21 protein-coding genes are annotated in these 25553 nt (G+C 44.5%); 12 read left to right on the plus strand and 9 right to left on the minus strand.

Going from position 1 to position 25553, the window contains the following annotated elements; genetic code table 11:
• Positions 1–15 precede the first annotated feature (15 nt).
• Positions 16–2697 (minus strand): flagellar filament capping protein FliD, encoded by a 2682-nt coding sequence (gene fliD / locus CAN90_RS07315; protein WP_085833186.1) that lies wholly within the window; start codon positions 2695–2697, stop codon positions 16–18.
• A 202-nt stretch (positions 2698–2899) separates the two neighbouring features.
• Between fliD and CAN90_RS07320 the strand changes: the two genes are divergently transcribed.
• Entirely contained in the window at positions 2900–4081 is a 1182-nt protein-coding gene (locus CAN90_RS07320) for an HD-GYP domain-containing protein (RefSeq protein ID WP_085833187.1), read from the plus strand.
• Between the two features lie 63 nt (positions 4082–4144).
• On the opposite strand, the gene CAN90_RS07325 is transcribed toward CAN90_RS07320, so the two are convergent.
• From CAN90_RS07325 to CAN90_RS07345, 5 genes are all read right to left on the minus strand, one after another.
• The gene (locus tag CAN90_RS07325) at positions 4145–5395 is read right to left on the minus strand and encodes a methyl-accepting chemotaxis protein (protein WP_085833188.1); all 1251 of its coding nucleotides are present in this window, start codon (positions 5393–5395) and stop codon (positions 4145–4147) included.
• A gap of 48 nt (positions 5396–5443) precedes the next feature.
• Positions 5444–5956 carry a chemotaxis protein CheW gene (locus CAN90_RS07330; protein WP_085833189.1) on the minus strand — a complete coding sequence of 171 codons (513 nt, stop codon included), beginning with the start codon at positions 5954–5956 and terminating at the stop codon, positions 5444–5446.
• 68 nt (positions 5957–6024) lie between these two features.
• Positions 6025–6561: a chemotaxis protein CheW gene (locus tag CAN90_RS07335; RefSeq protein ID WP_085833190.1), complete on the minus strand. Its 537-nt coding sequence runs from the start codon at positions 6559–6561 to the stop codon at positions 6025–6027.
• Positions 6562–6693: 132 nt separating this feature from the next.
• Complete coding sequence (locus CAN90_RS07340) at positions 6694–7035, minus strand: EscU/YscU/HrcU family type III secretion system export apparatus switch protein (RefSeq protein ID WP_085833191.1); 342 nt, start codon at positions 7033–7035, stop codon at positions 6694–6696.
• Positions 7022–8437, minus strand: a complete 1416-nt coding sequence (locus tag CAN90_RS07345; RefSeq protein ID WP_085833192.1) for a hypothetical protein — start codon at positions 8435–8437, stop codon at positions 7022–7024. Before CAN90_RS07345 ends, CAN90_RS07340 begins: the two co-directional genes overlap by 14 nt.
• Positions 8438–8583: 146 nt before the next feature.
• Between CAN90_RS07345 and CAN90_RS07350 the strand changes: the two genes are divergently transcribed.
• The 11 genes from CAN90_RS07350 (at position 8584) to CAN90_RS07400 (ending at position 22571) form a co-directional block, all read left to right on the plus strand.
• On the plus strand, positions 8584–10692 hold the full coding sequence (locus CAN90_RS07350) for a chemotaxis protein CheA (RefSeq protein ID WP_085833193.1): 2109 nt from the start codon (positions 8584–8586) through the stop codon (positions 10690–10692).
• 42 nt (positions 10693–10734) lie between these two features.
• Positions 10735–11811: a tartrate dehydrogenase gene (locus CAN90_RS07355; protein ID WP_085833194.1), complete on the plus strand. Its 1077-nt coding sequence runs from the start codon at positions 10735–10737 to the stop codon at positions 11809–11811.
• Positions 11812–11869: 58 nt separating this feature from the next.
• Complete coding sequence (locus CAN90_RS07360; RefSeq protein ID WP_187138316.1) at positions 11870–12676, plus strand: CheR family methyltransferase; 807 nt, start codon at positions 11870–11872, stop codon at positions 12674–12676.
• Between the two features lie 8 nt (positions 12677–12684).
• Positions 12685–13719: a protein-glutamate methylesterase/protein-glutamine glutaminase gene (locus CAN90_RS07365; protein WP_085833196.1), complete on the plus strand. Its 1035-nt coding sequence runs from the start codon at positions 12685–12687 to the stop codon at positions 13717–13719.
• Between the two features lie 230 nt (positions 13720–13949).
• Positions 13950–15305: an ABC transporter substrate-binding protein gene (locus CAN90_RS07370; RefSeq protein WP_085833197.1), complete on the plus strand. Its 1356-nt coding sequence runs from the start codon at positions 13950–13952 to the stop codon at positions 15303–15305.
• Between the two features lie 144 nt (positions 15306–15449).
• Positions 15450–16292: a carbohydrate ABC transporter permease gene (locus CAN90_RS07375; protein ID WP_085833198.1), complete on the plus strand. Its 843-nt coding sequence runs from the start codon at positions 15450–15452 to the stop codon at positions 16290–16292.
• A complete protein-coding gene (locus CAN90_RS07380; protein ID WP_085833199.1) occupies positions 16292–17128 on the plus strand; it encodes a carbohydrate ABC transporter permease in 837 nt (278 codons plus the stop codon). The genes CAN90_RS07375 and CAN90_RS07380 overlap by 1 nt, the downstream gene beginning before the upstream one ends.
• 37 nt (positions 17129–17165) lie before the next feature.
• The gene (locus tag CAN90_RS07385) at positions 17166–18191 is read left to right on the plus strand and encodes a LacI family DNA-binding transcriptional regulator (RefSeq protein WP_085833200.1); all 1026 of its coding nucleotides are present in this window, start codon (positions 17166–17168) and stop codon (positions 18189–18191) included.
• A 1-nt stretch (position 18192) separates the two neighbouring features.
• Positions 18193–19701, plus strand: coding sequence for a 4-alpha-glucanotransferase (malQ, locus tag CAN90_RS07390; protein WP_085833201.1), 1509 nt, complete (start codon positions 18193–18195; stop codon positions 19699–19701).
• A gap of 92 nt (positions 19702–19793) precedes the next feature.
• Positions 19794–22121 (plus strand): glycogen/starch/alpha-glucan phosphorylase, encoded by a 2328-nt coding sequence (locus tag CAN90_RS07395; protein WP_143750808.1) that lies wholly within the window; start codon positions 19794–19796, stop codon positions 22119–22121.
• 138 nt (positions 22122–22259) lie between these two features.
• Positions 22260–22571, plus strand: a complete 312-nt coding sequence (locus CAN90_RS07400; protein ID WP_085833203.1) for a hypothetical protein — start codon at positions 22260–22262, stop codon at positions 22569–22571.
• Between the two features lie 67 nt (positions 22572–22638).
• On the opposite strand, the gene CAN90_RS07405 is transcribed toward CAN90_RS07400, so the two are convergent.
• The 3 genes from CAN90_RS07405 to CAN90_RS07415 all read right to left on the minus strand — a co-directional run bounded on the left by CAN90_RS07405 (position 22639) and on the right by CAN90_RS07415 (position 25522).
• On the minus strand, positions 22639–23034 hold the full coding sequence (locus tag CAN90_RS07405) for a hypothetical protein (RefSeq protein WP_085833204.1): 396 nt from the start codon (positions 23032–23034) through the stop codon (positions 22639–22641).
• A 149-nt stretch (positions 23035–23183) separates the two neighbouring features.
• Positions 23184–24323: a carboxynorspermidine decarboxylase gene (nspC, locus tag CAN90_RS07410; protein ID WP_423236545.1), complete on the minus strand. Its 1140-nt coding sequence runs from the start codon at positions 24321–24323 to the stop codon at positions 23184–23186.
• Positions 24323–25522, minus strand: a complete 1200-nt coding sequence (locus tag CAN90_RS07415) for a saccharopine dehydrogenase family protein (protein ID WP_085833205.1) — start codon at positions 25520–25522, stop codon at positions 24323–24325. Before CAN90_RS07415 ends, nspC begins: the two co-directional genes overlap by 1 nt.
• Positions 25523–25553 lie beyond the last annotated feature (31 nt).

Below are 25553 nucleotides of genomic sequence, written 5' to 3' on the forward strand. Positions count from 1 at the left end.
CCTCTATTTTAACCATCAGGAGGAACTATTTTGTGAAAAGAAACTTGCCTGAGAATTCATTCTTGCAATATATGTTTCCAGCGCAGAAAACTTATTGTAATAATATTGCTGCTGTGAAGTAAGACGAACCTTTAAAGCCTTTACCTGTGTATCGTATTCTTTCATTTGCTTTGCCAAATCACTCTGGTCTACCTTACTTGTACTCGAGCCGGCTTTTGAGATTAGCTTACCGGTATCTACCAGACTATCATTCGTGTATTTTTTAATGATTGTTTGCAAACGGTTTGCGATGCCATCCGTAGTGGTAAAGAGTTCAGAGACTTTTTCGGGGTCCGAATTTAAAATGGATTTCAGCTTGTCTTCATCTACCGTTAGCTTTCCATTTTCTTTGTAATCCTTTGCTTCAATACCAATTTGATATAAGGCTCCGCTTACAGAGGAAACAAAATTCGTCATACCTGAGCGCCACTCCTGAGCAAATTCGCTTAACAGTGAGTCATTAAACATAAGGCCTTGCTTTGCCTTTTTCTCCCATGTGGTTATTTGGCTCTCGCTCATATCTGCTTTTTGATCGTCCGTTAAAGGTAAAAACTTTCCTTCGGTTGGTAGTGGTTTTTTTTCGGTATACATTGTGTTGACTGCATTTAAAATTGCATTGTAATCATCTACAAAAGTCTTGATTTTTGTTACAAGGTCATCATTCTTCGATTCCACTACGAAAGAAATGGGATCCATATCAGGTACTTCAACGGGATTCCCATCAGAACCGGTAACCGTTTTTGTTGGAGTTGTTTTTTGAAGCTCAAAGTTTACTCCGTCCATGGTAAAGCTATTATTGCTTCGCGTAATGGTTTCAAAGGATTGCCCTTTGTCAAAGCTAATTTGCATTATAGCATCTTGGCCAGCTTCACCATTTACTTCGCTTGCTCCAAATAGTGCCTTTGAGAGGTTTCCGGCTCCGGTTACATCCTTAATCTCAACCTTACTATTGGCGCCACCATTTTTTGCAACTACGCTAAAACGGTCTAATGTACTGGAGTAAGAAATTGTAACGTTAGCATCCGAATCGTTATTGATTTTCTTCATAATAGTATCAATACTATCGTTTGGCTTAAAAGAAAACTCTTTTCCATTAATAGAGATTTTGTACTCTGAAAGTAAAGCAGTATTGCCCTCTGAGTCTGTGTTTGTTTCAAGCGGTGAGGCAAAATTTGCATTTACATCACGAAGCGTTTTATTCATGTTGATGCGGTTTGATTCACCAGCATACACATTTAAAGCGCCACCCATACCAAGAACTCCACTTTTACTGGAGGAAGTAATCGTTAACACGTTTGTATCACTGGTTGAGCCACCTTTTGTTGCAAAGGCTAGCCCGCCATCCTTTTCAGTAACCTGTATTTTATTAGTTCCAAAAGCAGAGTCCAGCTTTCCTTGTAAATAGCTCTTTAAGCTTGCAGGGTCTTGGAAGTTTGCAATGTCACTTTCATTAAAGGAAATGGTTTTGGAAAGGCCATTTAAGTCAAAGGTTAGGTTAGCTCCCGATAGAGACTCCCCTAAATAGGATTTGTACAATGCACTTTTGTCTACCTTACCGGTAGTAGAATAGGCACCACCGCTATCCAGACCTAAGCCATTGAGCAAATTTTTGCTTCCACCGGTAACGGAAACAGAACTGCCGTCGGTCGAATTTAAAGATACATTTCCAGTTTCATCAACTGAAAACTTCACTTTCTTAGCTAAATCAGCATTAGTCTTTAAGGAATCATTGAGAGTGGTCTCCAATTCCTTATAATAAAGGCTGTCCTCTTTGCCAACGGAAAGAGATAGAGTGGAGGGAACAGTGAAAGTATATTCAGTTCCTCCAGCCGTCAGATTTAGTTTAGATCCGGCTGCAATGGAATGGTTGGTAAAATAGTCTGCATTTATTTCAGTTGAACCAGTTATTGAAGTTCCAGAATCATCTACTTTAAGGCCAAATCCATTCAGTAATGAGTCTGAAGCACTCTTTATCGTTGCCTTCGAGGTAGAAGCAGAATCTTTGTTTTGAAGAACAAACTTGTTGTCTACAATCGCAGCACTCAATTTGTCGCTTAATCCCTGATCTTGAAGCTGCTGATTAAGCTGATGGATGACTTGTGCTGCCTGTGTGGTTTTACCGTCACTTCCTACGGAAAGGGTATAGTCTTTATTTTCAAAGTTGATTTTGATAGAGGCACCGGTGACCGCGCTTTTCGTCCACTCAGACTGTATGTTACCGGTTTGTATTGCTTGTGTGGAGACTTTATTACTGGCAATAAAAGAAGCCTGCTTTGCAAGCTGCGAAATCGATTTAACCTGCATATTTTGCGCAACACTAGCCTGCCCGTTAATAGTTACATATGGAGAATTATTCACAATGGTATTACTGTTAAAAAAGCTAGCATTGAGAATACTGCTGCTGCTGGAAGAGGAAGAGAAATATTTACTCTTAAACTCTGCAATTGATTTGCTCACGCTCTGGTAAGCCTCTTGCTGCCAAAGAGCGATTTGCTTTTTTTGGTTTGCTGTATTAATCTTACTCTGAGTTCTCATAGTAAGCTGTTTTACCAATTCGTCTGTGTCAAGGCCAGACATAAGGCCGGTAACACGTTTGGAAGAGCTCGCAGTTGCATAAAGGGAAGAGGAAGATGTGGATTTAGTCGATAAAGAAGCCATTTTGGTAATCCCCCAGTCCAATTAAAATTCTTCTTACCTTATATATCGTATGTTTTTCATAAATCATTAGGGAAAAAAACTAAAGAATTAGTTGCGATTTTCTGAAATAACAATTGCATTTCCTGTACGAATATTGTACACTTAGTGCAATAAGTTTTGTTGTACCTTGCTCATTGATGCGAGCATGAAAGAAAGGAAGCACATGAATTTTGTTCCAATCGATCAGCTGAAAGAAGGCATGAGGCTGGATCGGGACGTGTATTTGTATGATTACAAGACTTGTAAAGTCGCCATGTTGCGTTCCGGGCAGGTTCTGACCAGTGCGTACATTCAAAAGCTTTGCGAATTACAAGTTTTAGGAGCATATATCCATTCCGATGATGATCAAGAGGAACAGCAGGCACGTATATTGCCGCGACCTCGTCCGCCGATTAAAAAGGCGCTCAAGCAGGAGGCTATCACTAATCTCGAACACGTTTTCGAGATGTTTGATAAGAATGCGCAGAGCATCAATATCAGCCACATCAATCAGACTTTGGATGTCTCGAAACAGCTTGTTACCGCCTTAAAAAATAATAAAAACATAGAGCTGAGCATTTTTAACCTAAAGCTGTATGATGATTATACCTATAATCACTCTCTTGGGGTAGCGATTTTGGCGATCGCCATCGGGATTTCGATGGGAATGAAGACAAGGGATTTATATGACCTTGGCCTTTGCGGTTTACTGCACGACATTGGTAAGATGTCGATACCAATTGAGATAATTGCAAAGCCAGCCAGATTAACACCGCAGGAATTTGATATTGTGAAGCTCCACCCCTATAAGGGTGCCGAGTTTTTTCTAAAGCATAATTTGGTGAATAATAAAATATGTTATGGGATTTTAACGCACCACGAAAAGTTTGATGGTTCCGGTTACCCCAGTGGGCTAAAGGGAAGCAGTATTCCTTTGTTTGGCCGTATTATTGCGGTAGCAGATGTATATGATGCGTTAACTTCCGTCAGGCCTTACCGCAAACCGTCGTCCCCCACAGAGGTATTGGAGTATATTATGGGTGGGAGTGGAACAGCGTTTGATGTGGAGGTAGTGGAGGCGTTTCTAAAAAAGGTATCTCCTTATCCGGTTGGTTCGTGTGTGCGACTGAGTAATGGTGAAATTGCGATTGTTGTCGCACAGAATATCCGGCATCCACTTCGCCCACAAATTCGGCTTTTGAGTGAGCCGGATAAAATTTTGGATTTGTATAACGACCGTGATTACTTATGCCTTGTTATTGAGAATGCCTGTAATATTGTTACGGAAGATTTAGAAGAAGAGCTTCTGGAAGCAGAAGAAGAGGAACAAAGGCAGAAAGAGAAACAAGAGAAAGTAATTTATTAATGTTACAAAACAGAAACAGCCTGCGGACAATGTCCGCAGGCTGTTTTTAGTAAATAAATAGCGTTATGATACGATAGCTTCATCCAGCGAATAGAACTGCACCAAACTTTGAAGCTGGATCGCATGGTCGGCCATCTCACGGCTTGAGGCGGCGCTTTCTTCTGCGGTAGCAGAATTGGTTTGTACAACGGAAGAAATCTGGTCAACACCCAAGCTGATTTCGCTAATAGAGGTTGACTGAGCCTCTGAAGCCGTTGCAATACGATTGACCAAATCGGTAGATTTATCCGTCGCGTCAAGAACCTCTTGCATGGTTCTTGCTGTTTGGTCTGCAATGCTTTTTCCTTTTTCCACAGCCTGAATCGAGTTTTCTATAAGGGCTGTAGAGTTTTGAGCGGCCTCGGCACTTTTACTGGCTAAGTTTCGTACTTCTTCCGCAACTACGGCAAAGCCTTTTCCGGCGGCACCTGCTCTGGCAGCCTCAACAGCGGCGTTCAGTGCAAGAATGTTCGTTTGCCGTGCAATTTCATTGATTGTCTTTATAATATTACCAATCTGGTTCGAGGAGCTTGTAATCTCTGCCATTGCTTGAAGCATGTGCTCGGTCTCTTTGGCAACGCTCTGAATTTTGTCTTGAACCAGGGAAGAAGCGTTGTTTGCCTCCAAGGCATCGGAAGCATTTTGCTTTACTTGCTCCGAAACATCGAGTATGGTAGCGGAAAGCTCCTGAATTGCACTTGCCTGTTCCGTTGCACCCTGTGCCAAGCATTGCGATGCACTGGAAACCTGCTCAGAACCATCGGTTACCTGCTGTGAAGTGCTAGAGATAAGAGAAACGTTTTGGAGCAGTATTTCGGATAGCCTCTGCATGGAGTTTTGAATACGAACAAAGTCGCCAGAATAGCTCCGCTTGTTCACGATATGGATTTTTCCGGACGTAATCAAATCCAGTGTAGTAGAAATTCCGGTAACATTTTGTTTCAGCTGTGCAGCGGAGTCGTTTACAGCTTCACAAAGGTCATTAATATCTCCCTGCATAGCAAATTCAATATCAATATCAAAATCGCCTCTACCTAAGCGGTTTACACTTTCTTTTATCATATCTAGTGCAAATTGCAGTCTATGTGCAACCTGCCAAGTGATAAAACCAACCAAAACAAAGGCAACGAAAAGAGCCAATATAGCTGGAATTAAAAGCTGCTTCGTAAATAAGGTGATAGCTATGCCGCCCATTACAACAGAAATTAGCATGACGGATAGTATCACGATCAGCAGCTCTGCCTTTAGGGATATGTGACGTTTATTACGTTGCATTCCGATATTCCTTTCCGGGTGCGGTTATGCAAAGGTTGCTAAATCTAATCAGAGCCGATCCAGCGCCTTTTCCACCTGTTTTATTTCGTCATTATTCAAAATACGCTTGGGGTCTACCAATAGCACCACCTTGCCATGCAATCGGCCAATTCCGGTAACATAAGCATTTGTGTTATTGCCAGACATAACGGTGGGAGTCGCTGAAATATTTTCTTCTTCAATAACCGAGACTTCATTTACGGAATCTACCAAAAAGCCGATGTAGGTTTCTTCTAGCTTCGTTACAATAATGCAAGTTCGCTCATTGTATTCCAGCTCCGGCTTACCAAAACGTAGCCGAATATCAATTAAAGGAATAATACTGCCGCGCAGGTTAATAACCCCTTTCGCATAAGCGGGGGAATCGGGTACCGGGGTAATCTCTTGCATGCCTATAATCTGTACAACGTCTGAAATTGGAACACCAAAAAGTTGGTTGTCCAAAAAGAATGTTAAATATTTGCCGTCAATCTCCTGATTGGCTGTGTCTAGAAAGTCGATGGTATCGATGGTATCTTCCATTGAAGTCACCCTTTCAAATTGATGTTTATTCCGCCTGCCGTTTACAAACAGCAGGCAGGGAAGAGCGCTTAGGCGCCCTGGTCTTCTGCAAGATCTGAACTTGCTTTGCCAGAACGGTCATCCTCATTTTCTGTAAGAATTCTCTTTAAGTTTAGTAGCAAAGCGGGGCCTTTTGAGAGTGTAACAATTCCAGTAACAAAGGGGTTGCTCTTCTCGCGGCCTAGGCTCGGTGTTTCGTTAACATCTTTGGTAGCAATATCGGTTACGTCGTCTACACTGTCTACAATTAAGCCGATAATAGCGTCTTCGGTTTGTGTGACGACAATGCTTGTTTGGTCGTTATACTCCAGCTCTGGTTTTGAAAGCTTCAGGCGCAAATCAATCAGCGGTACGATTTTACCGCGCAGGTTGATGACCCCTTTCACATAAGAGGGGAGTTTCGGCATGAGTGTGATTGCCTGAATTCGAACAATCTCTACCACCAAACTGCTGGGGATTGCGAAAATCTGACCGTCAATATAGAAGGTCAGGTATTTTTCAGATGTATTTTGTTTTGCTGCGGTTCCATCGGCTAAAGAAGAAACCGGATTGAGTTGATTATTCATATCTTTTCACCACTTCTTCCGCCGCATCAGCGGCAGTAATCTAAAAAAGAATAAAATATAAGATTCAATTTGTATATCGGTCATTTTCAAAGGAAAATGAAGTAACTTTCAAAAAAAGACTCATTTTAAATATTATTCTTCTGAAAAATCGGGCATTTCAGGCAAAGAGGAAGGCTTTGCCTCCGGAGAGGGGGCTGTTGCAGGAGCATCTGGTTCGCCGTGCTTTAGAAAATATAGGTATAAATCTGCGACTGCCTGGTACAGCTCCGGTGGTATTTCTGTACCGATATTCATTTGCGATAAAAGAGAGGCCAGCGCATCATCCTGGTAAACAGGTACGTTGTTTTCTTGAGCTACCTCGATTATTTTTGTAGCCGTATAGCCAGCACCGGCGGCTATAACAATGGGCGCCTGATTATTTTCTTCGGAATAGCGCAGGGCGGCTGCTCGTTGTTTGTTATTATATTGAGACATCTACGGTTCGCCTTCCCTCGTGTATTTTTTTTAGAATGGTTTTACCTGCCGTAGGGGGAATTCCCGCAGAAAGCTCAACGGATTCCGTTACAAGACCATTTTGTGTAAAAATAGCAGATACGGCTTCGCCGATTTCTTTGGTGTTCGAGGCAAACTCCGCAGGGCAGTTTAGCCGAATGTTAACGTTTTTTCCGGTCAATGTAAGAAACGCTTCAAAATACCCCTTCGACTTAATATCAAAGGTTAAAATGATAAGGCGACTTCGTTCCCGATCCTGCGCATAGTGGCTAGTTTCAGATTCCTCTTCTTTTTCAATCCATATTTCACCGAATAGGTATTTGCCCTCAAAGGTAAGGGGAAGAAAGAGGTGATGGAACGGCATGTATACGCTGTTATCCATTAAAAGAGAGGAGAGTGTGCTTTGGAACAGCTCTTGCCCTCGCTGTGACGGCCCATTCGCATTTTCAGTGAGAAGATTTAAAATAGAATCGAGCAATTTGTTTTGGATAGGTGTCTCCAATCGCCCCATGTGATCAAGAAAAACAGAGGTTAACTCGTTAAGCTTTTGGGGAGGGAAATCAAGGTCGTATTTGCAGTAATCAAGCAACGCGGTAAACTTTTCTGCAAGCTCTTCACGTGAGCCAATATTCAGGCGAGAGAGGTCATGTACCAAAAGCGTAATATTGTCTCTTACTCTGCCAAAATCGTTGGTAGCTGAAATATAGCGCCGAATAAACGGTATAACTTTTTCTTTTAAGGTGGAAAGGTTCTGGTTTAGGTTTTCAATTGGCTGCTCATCCGTGATCTCCTGCGCTAGTTGTGCCAATTGCCCACTGTACGGCTGCGGAATTTGCTCACTTATTTGTATGAGGCGGTTCGTGACCGAACGGGTGGTTTCACCCGCGCTGGTGTAAGCATTAAATACTTTCAGAAACTGCGCCATTTTTTGTTCCAGCGTTTTATTTGGGTATTGCTCTAACATTTGCCGCATCGTCTGAAAGAGTGGACCCGAAAACTGGGTGCGGTTATTTTCCTGAAACAGCAGGTTTTTTACAATATCTTCGCGCCCCATATTAATAACCTGTGTTAGCTGGCGGAGGGTTTCTGAAACAGGGGCTCCCTGCTCTGCACCAGCACGCCCCATAACCTCAAACACCAGCTTTCCCAAGCTCTGCGAAAGCTCCGGCGTTTTGCTCAACTGCTGAATAAAGCGGCTAAAGACGGAATTTCGGTTCAGAAGAAAGGAGAACTCAGTGTTATTTTGACCGGATTGCCGGTCAGCATTGGTAGGCGGAACAAGTGCTGGGTTCACGACTGCACGCTCAGAGGGCCTCGCAGGGTTGAGCCGGTTCACATTGTCTCCGCTCGGTACGGGAGTAGTGATTCTAAGGTTATCTGCCATAATGGGTACCCCTAAAATTTAAAATTTTTAGAAATCAAAATGAAAAAGTTAATTATTTTCGACTTAATCCGATATATCTAATGAGAAAGATAGAAATCTTTCGTTTTCCCTTACGGAATTTTTGAGATAGGCGGTGGCTATCATTCATGGATAACAATATGGAATCTTTGTTGGAAGTTTATTTGTTCGAAACCAACGGTCTGCTAACTCATTTGGATGAAATTCTTCTTCGTTGTGAGCAAGCGGGTGATTTTGACTCGGAAAGTATTGATGAAATCTTCCGCATCATGCACACCATCAAAGGGTCATCTGCAATGATGCAGTTCGACAGTATGGCTACGGTAACTCATAAAATGGAAGACCTGTTCTATTATGTAAGAGAACATGGTATTTCAAAGGAGTACAACGAGCCGTTAACGGATCTGATGTTCAAATCCAGCGATTTTCTGAAAACAGAGGTCGAAAAGATTGAAAACAATGAACCGCTTATTACAAATATCGGCAGTTTAGAGGAAGAAATTAATTCTTTCCTCAAAAAGATTTCTGGACAAGCACCGGAAGAAACGAAGGCCGAAGTAGAACCGCAGCCTAGTACTTCTACTGAGCAGCCGGTTGTAGAACCCGCAGCTGCAGATTTACCAGTGCCGGCGGCAGCTGCTGCAACTCCCGTACAAACGAAGCAGCCTGCTGTAGAAGAGGGGGGAGACTTCTCTTTCCCGGTACGTGTATTTTTTGAGGAAGAGACAGAGATGGTTCATTTAAGAGCCATGCTTTTGGTTCATGCTATCGCTGAAAATGGTATAGCGGTGCGTAATGTTCCTGAACGTTTGGAATCAGAGGCATCCGCTGCCGAAATCATTGGCAAAGAGGGGCTACTCCTTCTATTCCAAACAAAAGAAGACATGGAAGGTTCCCTCAAAACCATTGAGAACTTTGTTTATACAAAAAATTATACCGTTCTTTCTTCGCTTACGCAACAAAAAGAGCAGGCGAAAAGCATAAAGGAAGAGAAAACCGTAGCAAATGCAGAAGCTGCTGTAAGCAATGGCAATGGGAATCACCAGGCGGTAAAGCAAAACCTCATCAACGTAAACCTCTCAAAGCTCGATAATTTGATGGACCTTGTTGGCGAGATCGTCATTACGGAATCAATGGTAACTGCGTCTCACTCTGTGCAGCAAACGAGCGAAAGCGGAGTGGATAACAGCTATACAAAGGCCTCACGCCAGTTGCGCAAGCTGACAGATGAGCTGCAAGAAATCGTTATGTCCATCCGAATGGTTCCGATTTCAGGTGTATTTCAAAAGATGCGCCGTATTGTGCGCGATATGAGCAAGAGCCTCGATAAGGATGCGGAGTTGGTACTCGTTGGTGAGGAGACTGAGGTTGACAAATCCATTGTAGACAGCATCAATGATCCGATTATGCACGTGGTTCGCAACGCGATGGATCACGGTTTGGAGGATAAGCAAACCCGTTTGGCCAACGGTAAGCCGGCAAAGGGAACCATTACTCTTTCTGCGCAGAATACCGGCGGCGAGATTCTCATTACCATTGAGGATGACGGTCAGGGAATTGACCGTGAAGCGGTTTTGGCGAAAGCCAAGCGGCAGGGAATGCTGAAAAAGAGTGAGAAAGAATACTCCAACCGCGAGGTTTATAATTTCCTATTGATGCCCGGCTTTTCTACCAATGAGGTAGTAACAGAATTCTCCGGCCGCGGCGTGGGTATGGATGTTGTAAAGAAGAACGTGGAAAAGGTTGGCGGCGATGTAACAATCTCCAGTGAACCCGGCAAGGGAACAAAGGTATTGTTCAAAATACCGCTTACCTTGGCGATTGTAAACGGAATGAAGGTTTCTGTTGGTGATACCATGTTCATTATTCCCACCAATAACATTAAGCAGTTGGTGAAGGTAACCGCTGATCAGGTATTGTACGATACCAGCGGGAACGAGATTATCACCATGCGCAACCAATACTACCCGCTCATTCGCCTGCATTCTGTGTTCGGCTTGGAGCCCAAGGCAAAAACACTGGAAGACTCCATCGTGGTGCAGGTTGAAAATCACGAAAAGGTATACTGCGTATTGGCAGATGATTTGCTTGGGGAACAGCAGGTAGTTGTTAAGGGCTTGCCCGCGTACCTGAATCAATTTAATATTAAAGATACCGGTATTTCTGGCGGCGCAGTTTTGGGCGATGGAAGCATCAGCTTGATTCTCGATGTGGTAAACCTGTATAACAATAATTAAAACAATATTTTTCTAAAAATAAATTGTGGGGAGGCGTTGGCTGTGCAGATTCATAAAATCGCTGTTATTCCGGGTGACGGTATTGGCCCAGAGGTCATTGCAGAGGGTTGCAAGGTATTGGAATGTGTTGCCCGGTTGGATGGCGGGTTCCGATTTGAGTTCGACACCTTTCCCTGGGGCTGCGAATATTATTTGAAAACTGGGAGTATGATGGCGGAGGATGGTATTGAGCAGCTGAAGGCCTACGATTCTATTTTCCTCGGTGCAGTCGGTTTTCCCGGCGTACCAGACCATGTTTCCCTTTGGGGACTACTGCTCACCATACGAAAAAGCTTTGACCAGTACGTGAATCTGCGACCTGTAAAGCTGCTCAAAGGTGCCCCTTGTCCGCTAAAGGACGTTAAGCGGGAAGACATAGATATGGTTTTTGTGCGGGAGAACAGTGAGGGCGAATACGCAGGCAGCGGCAGTTGGTTGTACCGCGGTAAACCACATGAGGTGGTTATTCAAGATGGCGTTTTTTCTCGCCATGGGTGCGAACGTATTATGCGTTATGCGTTTGAATTAGCACGCCATGAAAAGAAAACTCTTACCAGCATTAGCAAGGGCAATGCAATGAATTATTCCATGGTTTTTTGGGATCAGATTTTCTCAGAAATGAGCCAGGAGTATCCGGATGTAAAAACCGCTTCCTATTTGGTGGATGCCGCCAGCATGATGATGGTAAAAAGCCCAGAGGCGTTTGAGGTAGTTGTTACCTCTAATCTGTTTGGTGATATTTTGACCGACCTCGGCGCAGCCATTGCCGGTGGAATGGGGCTTGCTGCCGGTGCCAACATGAATCCGGAGCGAAAGTACCCGTCTATGTTTGAGCCAATTCACGGTTCGGCACCCGATATTGCCGGCCGGCAGATTGCAAACCCGCTTGCTACAGTTTGGGCAGCTAGCCAAATGCTAGATTTCTTCCACCATGAAGAGTGGGGGAAGCGGCTTTTAGATGCAATAGAAGCCGTGATGTTAGAGGCTGTAGCTCTTACTCCCGACATGGGCGGAACTGCAACAACGGCACAGGTGGGAGATGCCATTGTATCTTACCTGATGAAGGGGAAAGACTCTTAAAGTTTGTTATTAACACAGCACCATATGTCCCATATTTTCCACAGAAGAAAGGATTAATATGATACGTTTGACAGATCAGGAATTTCTAACAATTGTAAACTACGTTAAAAATAATTACGGCATTAATCTGTCCAATAAGCGCCAACTGATTGAGGCGCGTATGTATTCTGTTCTAGCGGAAAAGGGCATGAAAAGCTTTTCGGAATATATGACCCTCATCCAGCAGAAAAACCCGGAAGAGATTATTGTGTTGTTAAACAAGCTAACAACAAACCACACGTACTTTATGCGTGAGCCGGCTCATTTCGATTTTATTAAAACAAAATTTTTACCGCTTCAGGAACGTGTGAATCACCGTAAGCTGGTTCGTATTTGGAGTGCAGGCTGTTCTTCGGGAGAAGAGGCGTACACTACCTGCATGGTGCTCATGGATTACTTTAGTCTTGGCCGCCCAGGCTGGGATTTTCGAATTCTTGCCACAGATATTTCAGAAAAGGCAATGTCTGCGGGCAAAGCAGCCATTTACAGTGCGGAATCTTTAAAAAATGTGCCGCAAAGCTGGCTGACTCGCTATTTTGTAAAGCAGGGAACAGACCAGTATCGTATTAATGACGATGTTCGTCGCCATGTTACCTTCCAGAGGCTGAATTTGATGCAGCCATTTCCTCCAATGCAACAGTTTGACCTGATTTTTTGCCGCAATGTCATGATTTATTTTGACCAGAACGACCGTAACAAACTGATCAATAAATATTACGACATGCTCATCCCAGGTGGATTTTTACTGATTGGGCATTCAGAAACAATACAAAGGGACAGCTCTAAGTTTATTTATCTGGAGCCGTCTGTGTACCAGAAAGGATAATTATCGGTATGCCGCTCAATCGTAGCATTAAGGTTTTAATTGTAGATGATTCCTTATTTTTTCGAACAGCACTGCAAAATGCATTACTGAAAGACCCTGGAATTACAGTAGTGGGCACTGCTGGTTCTGCAACGGAGGCTGCAAAGAAGATTCAGGAGCTTACACCAGACGTTATCACCATGGATGTTGAAATGCCCGATATGAAGGGCACGGATTTTATTAAAAAACTCATCCCCCGTCAGCCAATTCCTGTTGTATTGGTTAGTTCGCTGGCTCTCGGGATTTTTGATGCTCTTGATGCAGGTGCGGTCGATTTTATTCGCAAGCCTGCTGCAAGAACCGATTATAATGTGTTTTTTACGGAGCTAGCGGCAAAAATACGCATTGCATCAACGGCAAAGGTGAAAACAAAAGTACCCACTCCGGTGGAGTCTTTGCCAACACCCACCCTCACCGCAAATGTAAAAGGGGAGAAGATAATCGCCATCGGTGCTTCTACCGGCGGTACGGAGGCAACGCTCGAAATACTAAAAAAACTGCCTGCAAATATTCCGGGAATTCTGGTTGTGCAGCACATGCCTGCCGGGTTTACGAAAATGTATGCAGAGCGCTTAGACCGCCTATGCAGTTTTACCGTAGCGGAAGCACAGGGCGGTGAACGAGTGGTGCCGGGCGTTGCCTATATTGCGCCGGGGGATAAGCACATGACTCTCGCAAAGGATGCTCGAGGCTATTACGTGAAATGTGCGGCAGGGGAAAAGGTAAGCGGGCACTGTCCCTCTGTGGATGTATTGTTCCGTTCGGTTGCTGAAACAGCCGGCAGCGATGCCATGGGCATTATTTTAACCGGAATGGGTAGTGATGGAGCAAAGGGTCTGCTCGAAATGAGAAAGCAAGGTTCTTTTACCATCGGACAGGATAAAGCCTCCTGCGTAGTGTATGGAATGCCAATGGTTGCGTTTGATATTGGTGCAGTGGTTCGCCAAGCACCGTGTCCTTCCATCGCGGGGATTGTCATTCAGCATTTAAATCAGGCAAAATAAAAAAAGAGGAACAGCGAAACGATTTTTATTCGCTGTTCCTCTTTTTTTATTACGAATTACTAAAGTCTTTATAGTGAAATAGACAAGTTAAAATATAAAAATATAAAAAATATTATAAATACTATTGATATTACACAAAAGATGTACTATAATAAAACTCGAAAGGGACTGGTAACGTTTCCGGTAACGTTACTGACGCAGAATTCAATATTTGTTAGGAGGAGAAAAGAATGAAAAAGGTTCTGGCATTTTGCCTGGCAATGGCGACGATGACAGCTTCAATGACCGCTTGCAGCGGCACCACAGGAAGCTCCAGCAGCGCCTCCAGTGCAGCTCCAAAAGAGGCGCAAAGCATTTACTATTTGAATTTTAAACCCGAGGTTGCTTCTGCTTATGATGAAATTGCAAAAGCGTACAAGCAAGAAACCGGAAATACACTGAATGTGGTTACAGCGGCTTCCGGTACTTATGAGCAAACACTCAAAGCTGAGATTGCAAAGGCGGATGCGCCAACGATTTTCCAGATTAATGGGCCAAGAGGCTATGCAAGCTGGAAAGACTATTGTGCAGACATGAAGGACACTGAGCTATACAAACACCTAAGTGATAAAAGTCTAGCCATTAAAGATGGTGACGGAGTTTATGGTGTTCCCTATGTGGTAGAGGGTTATGGAATTATCTATAATCAGGCCATTATGGATAAGTATTTTAAAACCACCGGTGTGAAGGCGAGCTCCATGGCAGAAATCAACAGCTATGCAAAACTGAAAGCAGTTGTAGAAGATATGACGGCGAAGAAGGATGCACTCGGCATTAAAGGTGTATTTTCCTCTACTTCCTTAAAGCCCGGTGAGGATTGGCGCTGGCAGACTCACCTTGCCAATGTGCCGGTTTACTATGAATTTAAAGACAATAAAGTAGATTTAACCAGCGATGCAACAAAGGAAATTAAATTCCAGTATTCCGATAATTACAAGAATATCTTCGATTTGTACTTAAATAACTCGATCACTCCCAAAAATTTGCTCGGCACCAAACAGGTTGACGATTCTATGTCTGAATTTGCTCTTGGGCAAACAGCTATGGTGCAAAACGGCAATTGGGCGTGGGGGCAAATTGAAAAAGTGAAGGGCAATACCGTAAAAGCGGAAGATGTAAAGTTCCTGCCTATTTACACGGGTATGCCTGGTGAGGAAAACCAAGGCCTTTGCATCGGTACCGAGAATTTCTTCGCAATTAATAAGCAGGCTTCCCCTGAAAAGCAGAAAGCCGCAGAAGACTTCCTCTATTGGCTGTATTCCAGCAAAGCCGGTAAAGACTTTGTTACCAATAAGCTGAACTTCATTGCACCGTTTGATACCTTTACGGATGCAGAGAAGCCCACTGATCCGCTTGCTAAAGACCTGCTTAACTGGATGTCTAAAAAAGACATCAACACTGTACCTTGGAATTTTACCGTATTCCCCAGCCAAACCTTTAAAGATAACTTTGGCGGTGCATTATTGCAGTATGCCCAGGGAAATAAATCTTGGGATGATGTAAAAAAACTGGTGGTAACCGACTGGAAGAGTGAGAGTAACCAGTAAAAACATAGACTTTTACAGGAATAAATCTTTATGACGGGAGAGCCGCTCCGCGCCCTGCGGCGCAGGGCGGCTCGCTCTATTTTAAATTGAATGCCGGTGACGGTGCGCACAGGCTGGGGTTGTTTTGGAAGGGGAGAAGAAAGCATGCAGAAAACACTGAAGAAATATTTCGCTGTATTTGCGCTGCCGACCGTAATCGCATTTTTTATTGCTTTTTTAATACCGTTTTTAATGGGAATCTATTTGTCGTTCTCAAAGTTTACTACGGTAACCAATGCAAAATGGGTGGGGCTAGAAAACTACACGCGCGCTTTCTCCGATGCAAATTTTTTGGATGCACTTGGTTTTACGGCTAAATTTACCGTTGTTTCTGTTATTACGATTAATGTGCTGGCTTTTTTGCTGGCTCTGCTGCTTACCCGTGGTATTCGCGGCACAAATGTATTCCGTACCGCTTTCTTTATGCCTAATTTAATTGGCGGAATCGTTTTGGGTTATATTTGGCAGCTCCTCATAAACGGAGTTTTGCTGCGCTTTGGAGTAGACATTACATTTGATGCCAGTTATGGTTTTTGGGGCCTGGTTGTTTTAATGAACTGGCAGATGATTGGCTATATGATGATTATTTATATTGCAGGGATACAGAACATACCCATAGATGTGCTGGAAGCAGCACAAATTGACGGTGCTACCCCTCGTCAAACGCTGTTCTCAGTTACCATCCCCTTGGTGATGCCGTCCGTCACCATCTGTACTTTTTTAACACTCACAAACTCGTTTAAGCTGTTTGACCAAAACTATGCGCTAACCGGCGGTGCACCGGCAAGGCAGAGCGCAATGCTCGCACTTGATATTTTCAATTCGTTCTATGGCCGCATGGGTTATGAAGGGGTAGGGCAGGCAAAGGCAGTGGTGTTCTTCCTGCTGGTAGCAGCAATTGCACTGGTGCAGCTGCTTGTAACCCGTAGCAGGGAGGTGGAGAACTGATGGGAAACACGACAAAGAAAGCGAATTACATTTTGTTTGCCTGTTTAACGTTTCTATTAATTCTATTTTTGGTTCCCATACTCCTTGTATTAATGAATTCCTTTAAAGGGCAACTATTTATTTCGAATACTCCGTTTGAGTTCCCTAATGTGGAATCCTTTTATGGTATCGATAACTATGTAAATGGTGTACAGAAGATTGATTTTTTCCGTGCGTTTGGATATTCTTTATTTATCACTGTATTTTCGGTAGCCGCAATTGTTCTGTTTACCTCAATGACAGCTTGGTATATTACCCGGGTAAAGAGCAAAATTACTACCGCTCTCTATTATTTGTTTGTTTTTAGCATGGTGGTTCCGTTCCAAATGGTTATGTACACCATGGTAAAGGTTGCAAATACATTACAGCTTGACAATCCTATTGGGCTAATTGTTATCTACCTTGGGTTTGGTGCTGGCCTTTCAGTGTTTATGTTTAGTGGTTTTATTAAGAGCGTGCCGGTCGATATTGAAGAATCTGCTATTATTGATGGCTGCAATCCGCTACAAACATTCTTCTTAATTGTATTTCCCATCCTCCGCCCGACTGCAATCACGGTAGCAATTCTAAATACAATGTGGATTTGGAACGACTTTTTGCTACCGTACCTTGTCATTGGCACAAAGCTTCGAACAATACCGATAGCCATTCAGTATTTACAAGGCGGGTACGGCTCACGCGATATGGGCGCATTAATGGCAATGCTGGTGCTCTCTATTATTCCAATCATTATTTTTTACCTTACCTGCCAAAAGCATATCATCAAAGGGGTATTGTCCGGCGCAGTAAAGGGATAAAGCAGAACTAAAATTTGACACCCTGGGGGCGTTTCTATTGACGATTAAAGATATAGCGCGGGAATCTGGGTTTGCGGTCAGTACAGTATCGCGCGCTCTAAATAATCATCCCGACGTAAGTGAAGAAACAAAGCGAAAAATTCAGGCGGTAATTGAGGCACACCGCTTTGTTCCTAATCAGAACGCCCGCCAACTCAAACAAACGGCAACCAATTGCATAGCGATTTTAGTCAAAGGTATTTCGAATATGCTGTTTGCTCCAATATTGGAGCAAATGCAGGTGTTAATTGAAAAATCTGGGTACACCGCGCAAGTTTGCTACTTGGATGAAGAGGATGATGAGGTGACTCAGGCACAGCAGCTCATTCGAGAAAGCAAACCGCTTGGTCTGCTCTTTCTGGGAGGAAATCTGCAAAATTTTATAAAGGGCTTTGAACAAATCTATCTGCCAAGTGTTCTGGTAGCAACAGCCGCAGACCGCTTGGGCTTTGCTTGTCTTTCCAGTGTCAGTACAGACGATATTTCGGCCGCATCCAGGGCGGTAGAGTATCTTATTCAAAAGGGGCACCGTAGCATTGGGGTAATTGGTGGTAATCGGTTCGACACCAACAGCATTAGCTACCTTCGTTATTTGGGCTGTAAACAAACCTTTGAACGATATGGGGTTGCGTTCTCAGAGGGACGGCAATACCAAAAGGCACGTTTCTCTTATGATAGCGGCTACCATGCCATGGAGCAATTGCTTCAAAATTCTCCTAATATTACGGCGGTATTTGCGATGAGTGATGTGATGGCAATAGGAGCCTCTCGCTATTTGCTGGATCATAACATTTCCATTCCCAAAGATATTTCGGTAATGGGGTTTGATGGCATTGAACTAGCACAGTACTATAACCCAAAGCTCGCTACCATTGAACAGCACAAATCGAGCATGGCGGAGCGTGGGGTTCAAATACTCATTGATTGCATAGAAAATGAATCTCCAGCCGTTCACGAGTTGGTAGAATTCCGTTTGTTGGAAGGCGAAAGCGTTCGCTGTGTCGCAAATTCTGAGGGGGAGTAATATGAAAAAACAAAAGCCGATGGAACGCGGTGCTGGTGTGCTTTTACCCGTAACTAGCCTTCCATCACCCTATGGGATTGGCACGTTCGGGCAAGCTGCTTATAAATTTGTAGATTTTTTGGATGAGGCGGGCCAGCGTTGGTGGCAGGTACTACCGTTAGGGCCAACCAGCTATGGAGACAGCCCCTACCAAAGCTTTTCAGCGTTTGCGGGGAATCCGTACTTTATAGACCTCGATTGTTTGCGAGAGCAAGGGTTATTGAGCCAAGCAGAACTTGAAGTATACGATTGCGGGCGTAACCCCATGGATGTGGACTACGCGGCACTCTATGAAAAACGCTTCGCCGTATTGCGCCAGGCTTATGCCCGCAGTAACCACCAAAACAGCGACGAATATATAACCTTTTGCCAGGAAAACACAGAGTGGCTAGAAGAATATGCCCTGTATATGTCTCTCAAAAATGAGTTTGCTGGCAGGGAATGGCTGGCTTGGCCGGAAGAACTTCGACTAAGGGAACCACAGGCATTGCGTGACTTCCGTGAGAAAAATGCAGGAGAAATGGAATTCTGGAAGTTCTGTCAATTTGAGTTCTTCCGCCAATGGTACCGCTTAAAAGAATACGCAAATCAAAAAGGAATTGAAATTATTGGAGACATTCCAATTTATGTTGCGCTGGATAGTGCCGATGTTTGGTCGCAGGGGGAGCAGTTCCAGTTGGATGAACAGCGTAGACCCACTCTAGTTGCGGGGGTGCCGCCAGATTTGTTTTCGGAAACTGGCCAGCTTTGGGGGAATCCCTTGTACGATTGGGAGTTTATGGAGCGAGACGGCTACACGTGGTGGAAACGCCGTATGCGCTTTTCTGCGCGCCTATATGATGTGATTCGGATTGACCATTTTGTCGGTATTGCGCACTACTATTCCATTCCCGCAGAGGAGACTACCGCCATGAGCGGTTGGTGGAACCCCGGCCCGGGTCTCCCTCTGATTGAAGCCATTGCACAAGTAATGGGTAATAAGCGGGTGATTGCAGAGAATTTAGGCGTTGTAATCCCAGAAGTTGACCGCCTGTTAAAAATCAGCGGTTACCCGGGGATGAAGCTAATGCAGTTTGCATTCGACGGAGATGAAACCAATTCCAATTTGCCGTTTCATTTTGAGCGGAATATGGTGGTGTATGGCGGCACACATGATAATGAAACGCTAGCTGGCTTTTTTGCTCACCAAAAGCAAAAAACAATGCGCTTTGCAAGAGCATACTTAAATGTGAAGAACAATCGCGAGGTTCCCGGTGCGCTTCTTCGTGCAGGGTATTCGAGCGTTGCAAATACCGTTATATTTCAGATGCAGGATTTGCTTGGTCTAGGGAATAGCGCCCGTACCAATACGCCCTCTACCATAGGGCAGAACTGGCGCTGGCGGCTGACGCCGGGGCAAATACCGCCGAATCTAGCAGGGGATATGCACCAAATGATGAAGCTTTATGGCAGGCTGAGTGAAAAGAAGTAATTGTAATTCTCTTACCCTAAGAGAATTGAGATGGATTGTGTTACTTAAAGTGATTTTAATGGTGGGTTGCCTTTACACAGGAGGAGATGCGCATGAATCAGTTTGAACAGCAAATTGACCAGTACCTTGATTTGGATTATGGAATAACCGCACGGCAAGCAATCGTAGAGCAGCTATATAACGCGGTATCGAAAGCGGCAATGAAATCGCTAAGCTTTTCAGAACAGAGTGGAAAAAAGGGCTGCTATTTCTCTGCGGAGTTTTTGCTAGGGCGTTTGATATACAGTAACCTATTAAACCTTGGTTTGCTGGAGCGATGCCGCACTTATCTCAACCAAAATGGATTTGATGCAGGTGTTTTTGAGAGCATTGACGATGATGCCCTCGGTAACGGTGGCCTTGGCAGACTAGCCGCTTGCTTTTTGGATTCCGCGGCTACACACGGCATTCCGCTCAATGGGTTTGGCATCCGCTATAAATATGGATTGTTCCACCAGTATTTTCAGGATGGCTTCCAAAAAGAAACGGCAGACGACTGGCTGAAAGCCGGCGACCCTTGGGGAATCCGTGGGGAAAGCGAGGCGGTCACTGTAAAATTTGCTGACCAAACAGTACGTGCCATTCCTTACGATATGCCGGTAATTGGATATGGCGGGAATACGGTCAATCGGTTGCGCTTGTGGCAAGCCGAGCCGTTGTCTGCGTTCGATTTTGAGCAGTTTAATCTGCAAAAATATGATGAAGCGGTGGAAGAGAGGATCCGTGCAGAAGAAATAACGGCGGTGCTCTACCCGAATGACGATACTCCTGCCGGCAAGCAGCTTCGCCTAAAACAGCAGTATTTTTTCACCAGCGCATCTCTGCAAAGTCTTGTAAAAGAGTTTCTTCAAAAGCATGGTGAGAGTTTTTCGCATTTTCCGAAGGAGTTTGCGATTCAGCTCAATGATACCCACCCGGTTATTGCAATTCCGGAACTGCTTCGTATTCTCATGGAAGAGCACCAGCTTTCGTTTGATGAGGCGTTCCCAATTGTAAGAGATACCTTTGCTTACACGAATCATACCATTATGGCAGAAGCACTGGAAAAATGGGAGGTTTCCCTGTTCCTTACGGTCGCGCCGCAGGTGTACCCTTATGTGGTGCTTCTGCAAAACGCTTTAAACCGTGAAATAAAAGAAAGAAATATTGAGCAGCAGGACAAAGCTGCCTTGCAAATCATCAGCGGCGGGCAAATCCACATGGCAAGACTAGCAGTGTATGCTTCCCATGCTACAAACGGCGTGGCAAAAATTCACAGCGAGCTGCTCAAAAGCAACGTGCTGCCCGAGTGGTACCGCATGTACCCAGAGCGCTTTCAGAATAAGACGAACGGTATCACCCAGCGCCGCTGGTTGGCTTTGTGTAATCAGGAGCTGTCTGGATTTATTAATGAACGCATCGGCAATGGGTGGGTCACAGATTTAAACCAGCTCAAACGGCTGACAGCTTACCTCGATGACTCCGCATCGCTTGCACAGTTCCGAGAGATAAAGCGGCAGAAAAAAATACAGCTCTGCAATCATGTTCGCATTCATGAATATGGCTTTGAGCTGAACCCGGATTTCATCTTTGATGTGCAAATAAAGCGACTTCACGAATACAAGCGCCAGCTTCTCAATGCGTTTTCTATTTTAGATATTTATTTCGCCATTAAGGACGGCACGCTCACTGATTTTACCCCTACTGCGTTTTTGTTTGGAGCGAAAGCGGCACCCGGTTACCGCAGAGCAAAGGGTATTATTAAGTTTATTAACGAAATTGCCCGCTTAATCAGTGCCGATCCAGAGGTAAAAGATAAGTTACAGGTTTTATTTGTGCAGAACTACAATGTGTCTTATGCAGAAAAGCTGATTCCTGCGGCAGATGTTTCCGAGCAAATTTCCACGGCAGGCACAGAGGCTAGCGGCACAGGCAATATGAAGCTGATGCTCAACGGTGCCGTTACTCTTGGTACGCTCGACGGCGCAAATATAGAGATTGTAGAGCAGGCAGGGGAAGAGAACAATTATATTTTCGGTGCGACGGTAGATGAAATTGCACAGCTTTCGAATACCTATCACCCGAAAGCGTTGTATGAGTCGAACCCGCGCATCCGCCGGGTGGTAGATACCCTCATCGATGGAACGTTGGATGACGGTGATACCGGTTTATTCCGTGAGCTGTATGATTCACTGCTCAAGGGTGTGTCGTGGCATAAGCCAGACCAATATTATTTACTGCAAGATTTTGAGTCTTATTGCGAAGCAAAGCTGCGGGCAAACCGCGATTACCGCAATGCGGAGGAGTTCTCACACAAGTGCCTTGCAAACACGGCACGCGCCGGGTATTTCTCCAGTGACCGTACGGTGCGAGAGTACGCGCAGGAGATTTGGGGGATATAAGTTTAATTTTAGGGGTGGTGGGAACTAGTTTCCCACCACCCCTTTTATGTCCGATATTGAGCATAACACTATTAGACTCTTTTATGATATAGTGAAATAGAATAGTCAAATAATTGTTATAAATAAGGGGAAGTAAGAATGATAATTCGTAAAATGTATCCGGAGCAGTATGAACAGGCATGCCGTTATTTACAAGAGAATGGCAAGTCCAGCATATTAGATGCAAGCTATGAGGTAACAATGCGAGTGGATGACATTGAGTATCAGCTTCGGCTTCAGCCTTGCCCCAAAAGACAGCTTGCCGTATTACAGGCAGTGAAGATTTTTTACATGGAAGAAGAAATAAAATATGAGTTGATTTTAGATAATTTGCCTTTATCCATTCTGCTGGAATTATTTCTAATTCAACATACTTCTACTTCTAAAAACAAAGCGGTTTCATTGAAGTGAAGTAAATTAAAAAGAGGAAGGCACACACAATCATTGAGCGCGCCTTCCTCTTTTACAGAACGATATGTTATTTGGCACTCGCTCCTGCAAGATTCAGCATATTTCTTGTGGAATCAAAGGTTACCTGAATCTTTTGCTTTTGTTTTAGCTCCAGAATATAGGTGTTGTCATCCTGTTTTTGATTTACACTAATTACTTCGTCGTTTTCATTGTTTTGAACAATCATTGTGTCGTCTTTTACAATTACACGATAAAAATCTTTCCCAAGGGATAATCCGGTTGCGATTTCTGCATCGCTATCATGGTCAACAGACCCGAACATGACCCCTTGGTGAGCAATTCTACTATAAGTCATCACAGAATCAGCGGGTTTTGTCATGAGCATTGTACCACCAAAAGCGGCTGCGGTTGCAACAGAAATTGTTAGCACCCCAATTTTAATACGCTTTTTTGCTTTTTCCATACCACCTAAATTTCCTTTCTTAAATTCAATTAATCATAGTAATTATAAATAAATAGTATTTTATTTAATAATATCTGTTTCTTTACTATTAATCAAGTGAATGTAGAAATTTATATAAAAAACAGGAGTGGCAAATACCACTCCTGTTTTTAAGACAAGCGTTCTTTAAAATCTTCGTATCCAAAGGTTTTTTTTACTCGTAAATTTCCCTCTTGATCGAGAATTGCAATCGACGGTAATGCCATACCGTTAAAGGTATTGGTTTTTACCATGGAGTAATGCGCCATGTCGCCGAAAATCAAGCGGTCGCCGGGGGCGAGAGGATGATCAAAGGAGTAATCCCCAATAATATCTCCCGCAAGGCAGGTAGGGCCGCCCAAACGGTAGCAATACGGCTTTTCTTCCGGTAGGCCTGCGCCAAGCAGAGGCGGGCGATAGGGCATTTCGAGAACATCTGGCATATGGCAAGCGGCAGAGGTATCCAGTATCGCGTTGGAGATTCCGTTTTCTACAATCTCCAGCACCGTGCAAACGAGAAAGCCTGCGTTGAGTGCCACGGCTTCTCCCGGCTCTAAATACACCTGCACGCCGTAGCGCTCTTGTGTGCGGTTGATAAGAGAAATCAGCTTCTCCACGTCGTAATCTGGGCGGGTAATGTGGTGCCCTCCGCCAAAATTCAGCCACTTCATTTTGGGAAGATATGCGCCGAATTTTGCTTCTACGGCATCTAACGTTTGCTCCAGTGCATCGGCATTCTGCTCACAGAGTGTGTGAAAATGAAGGCCGGTTATACCATCCAGAAGCTCGGGCTGAAAGTTCGCCGCGGTTACTCCCATCCGAGAGCCAGGGGAGCAGGGGTCGTAGATGGCGTGATCTTGTGTGGAGCATTCCGGGTTGATGCGAATTCCGCATTCGCACCCGGCAGCAAGCGCACGGTCTTTAAATTTTTGCCACTGCGTAAAGGAGTTAAATAGAATATGTCCGCACAGGCGGGTAATTTCATCAAACTCATCTTCACGGTATGCAGGGCAGTAAACATGGTTTTCCTTACCCATTTCCTCATAGCCGAGCTTTGCTTCATAGAGTCCGCTGGCGGTTGCTCCGCTCAAATACTTGCCGATGAGCGGGTACAGCGAAAACATGGAAAATGCCTTTTGTGCCAGCAGAATCTTGCAGCCGGTGCGCCCCTGTACCGATGCGAGCCGCTCCAGATTTTGAATCAGCAAGACTTCGTCTACCACAAAGCAGGGGGAGGGGGCCTGTAAATAAGCTTTGGTTCTATCCATCATCAGTCAACCAGCTCAGGGGTAAAGCTCTCCTGCCAAGGCAAGCCCCATTTGTTGAGTGCATCCATGAATGGATCGGGATCAAACTCTTCAATATTGTGTACACCAGGTTTGTTCCACACACCGGTCATCAGCAGAGCCGCACCAATCATAGCAGGAACACCGGTGGTGTACGAAATGGCCTGTGAGCCTACCTCGCGGTAGCACTCCTGATGGTCGCAGACATTGTAAATGTAATACGTTTTCTCTTTGCCATCCTTTTTCCCTTGAAAGATGCAGCCGATGTTTGTTTTGCCCTTGGTGCGCGGGCCGAGAGTTGCAGGGTCCGGCAGAACTGCTTTCAGGAATTGAAGGGGAACAATCTGCTTGCCCTCAAACTCAATCGGCACAATGGAGGTCATGCCTACGTTTTCAAGGCATTTCAGGTGAGTGAGATAGCTCTGCCCAAAGGTCATAAAGAAGCGGATGCGGCGGATGCCCTTAATGTTAAGCGCAAGGGACTCGAGCTCTTCGTGGTGGAGGAGGTACATATCCTTTTCGCCGATTTCAGGGAAGTTGTACACGCGCTTAATCTCCATTGGCTCAGTTTCTACCCACTTACCGTTTTCCCAATAGCTGCCGTTTGCACTCACTTCGCGAATGTTAATTTCCGGGTTAAAGTTCGTTGCAAAGGGATAGCCGTGGTCGCCTGCGTTTGCGTCGAGAATATCGATGTAGTTGATTTCATCAAACTGGTGCTTTTGTGCGTAGGCGGAGAATACACCGGTAACGCCGGGGTCAAAGCCGCTGCCGAGCAAAGCGGTAATGCCGGCTTTTTCAAAGCGCTCTTTGTAATCCCATTGCCATTTGTATTCGAACTTTGCTGTGTCAATCGGCTCGTAGTTTGCAGTATCTACATAATTGGTTTTGGTGGCAAGGCATGCGTCCATGATGGTTAAGTCTTGGTAAGGCAAAGCCAGATTCAGTACCACATCGGGCTTAAAGTCTTCGATGAGTGAAATGAGCTCATCTACATTGTCGGCGTCAACCTTTGCAGTGTGAATGATGGTCTTGCCGCCGGAGAGCTTTTCTTTGAGTGCGTCGCACTTGCTTTTGGTTCGGCTTGCAATGCAGATTTCCTCAAAAACGTCGCTGTTTTGGCAGCATTTGTGAATGGCAACGCTCGCAACGCCGCCGCAACCGATGATTAATGCTTTTCCCATAATATGATACCTCCTGTATGGCCTTACATAT

It is taken from the genome of Clostridium merdae (assembly GCF_900176635.1).
GTDB lineage: Bacteria > Bacillota > Clostridia > Oscillospirales > Acutalibacteraceae > Faecalispora > Faecalispora merdae.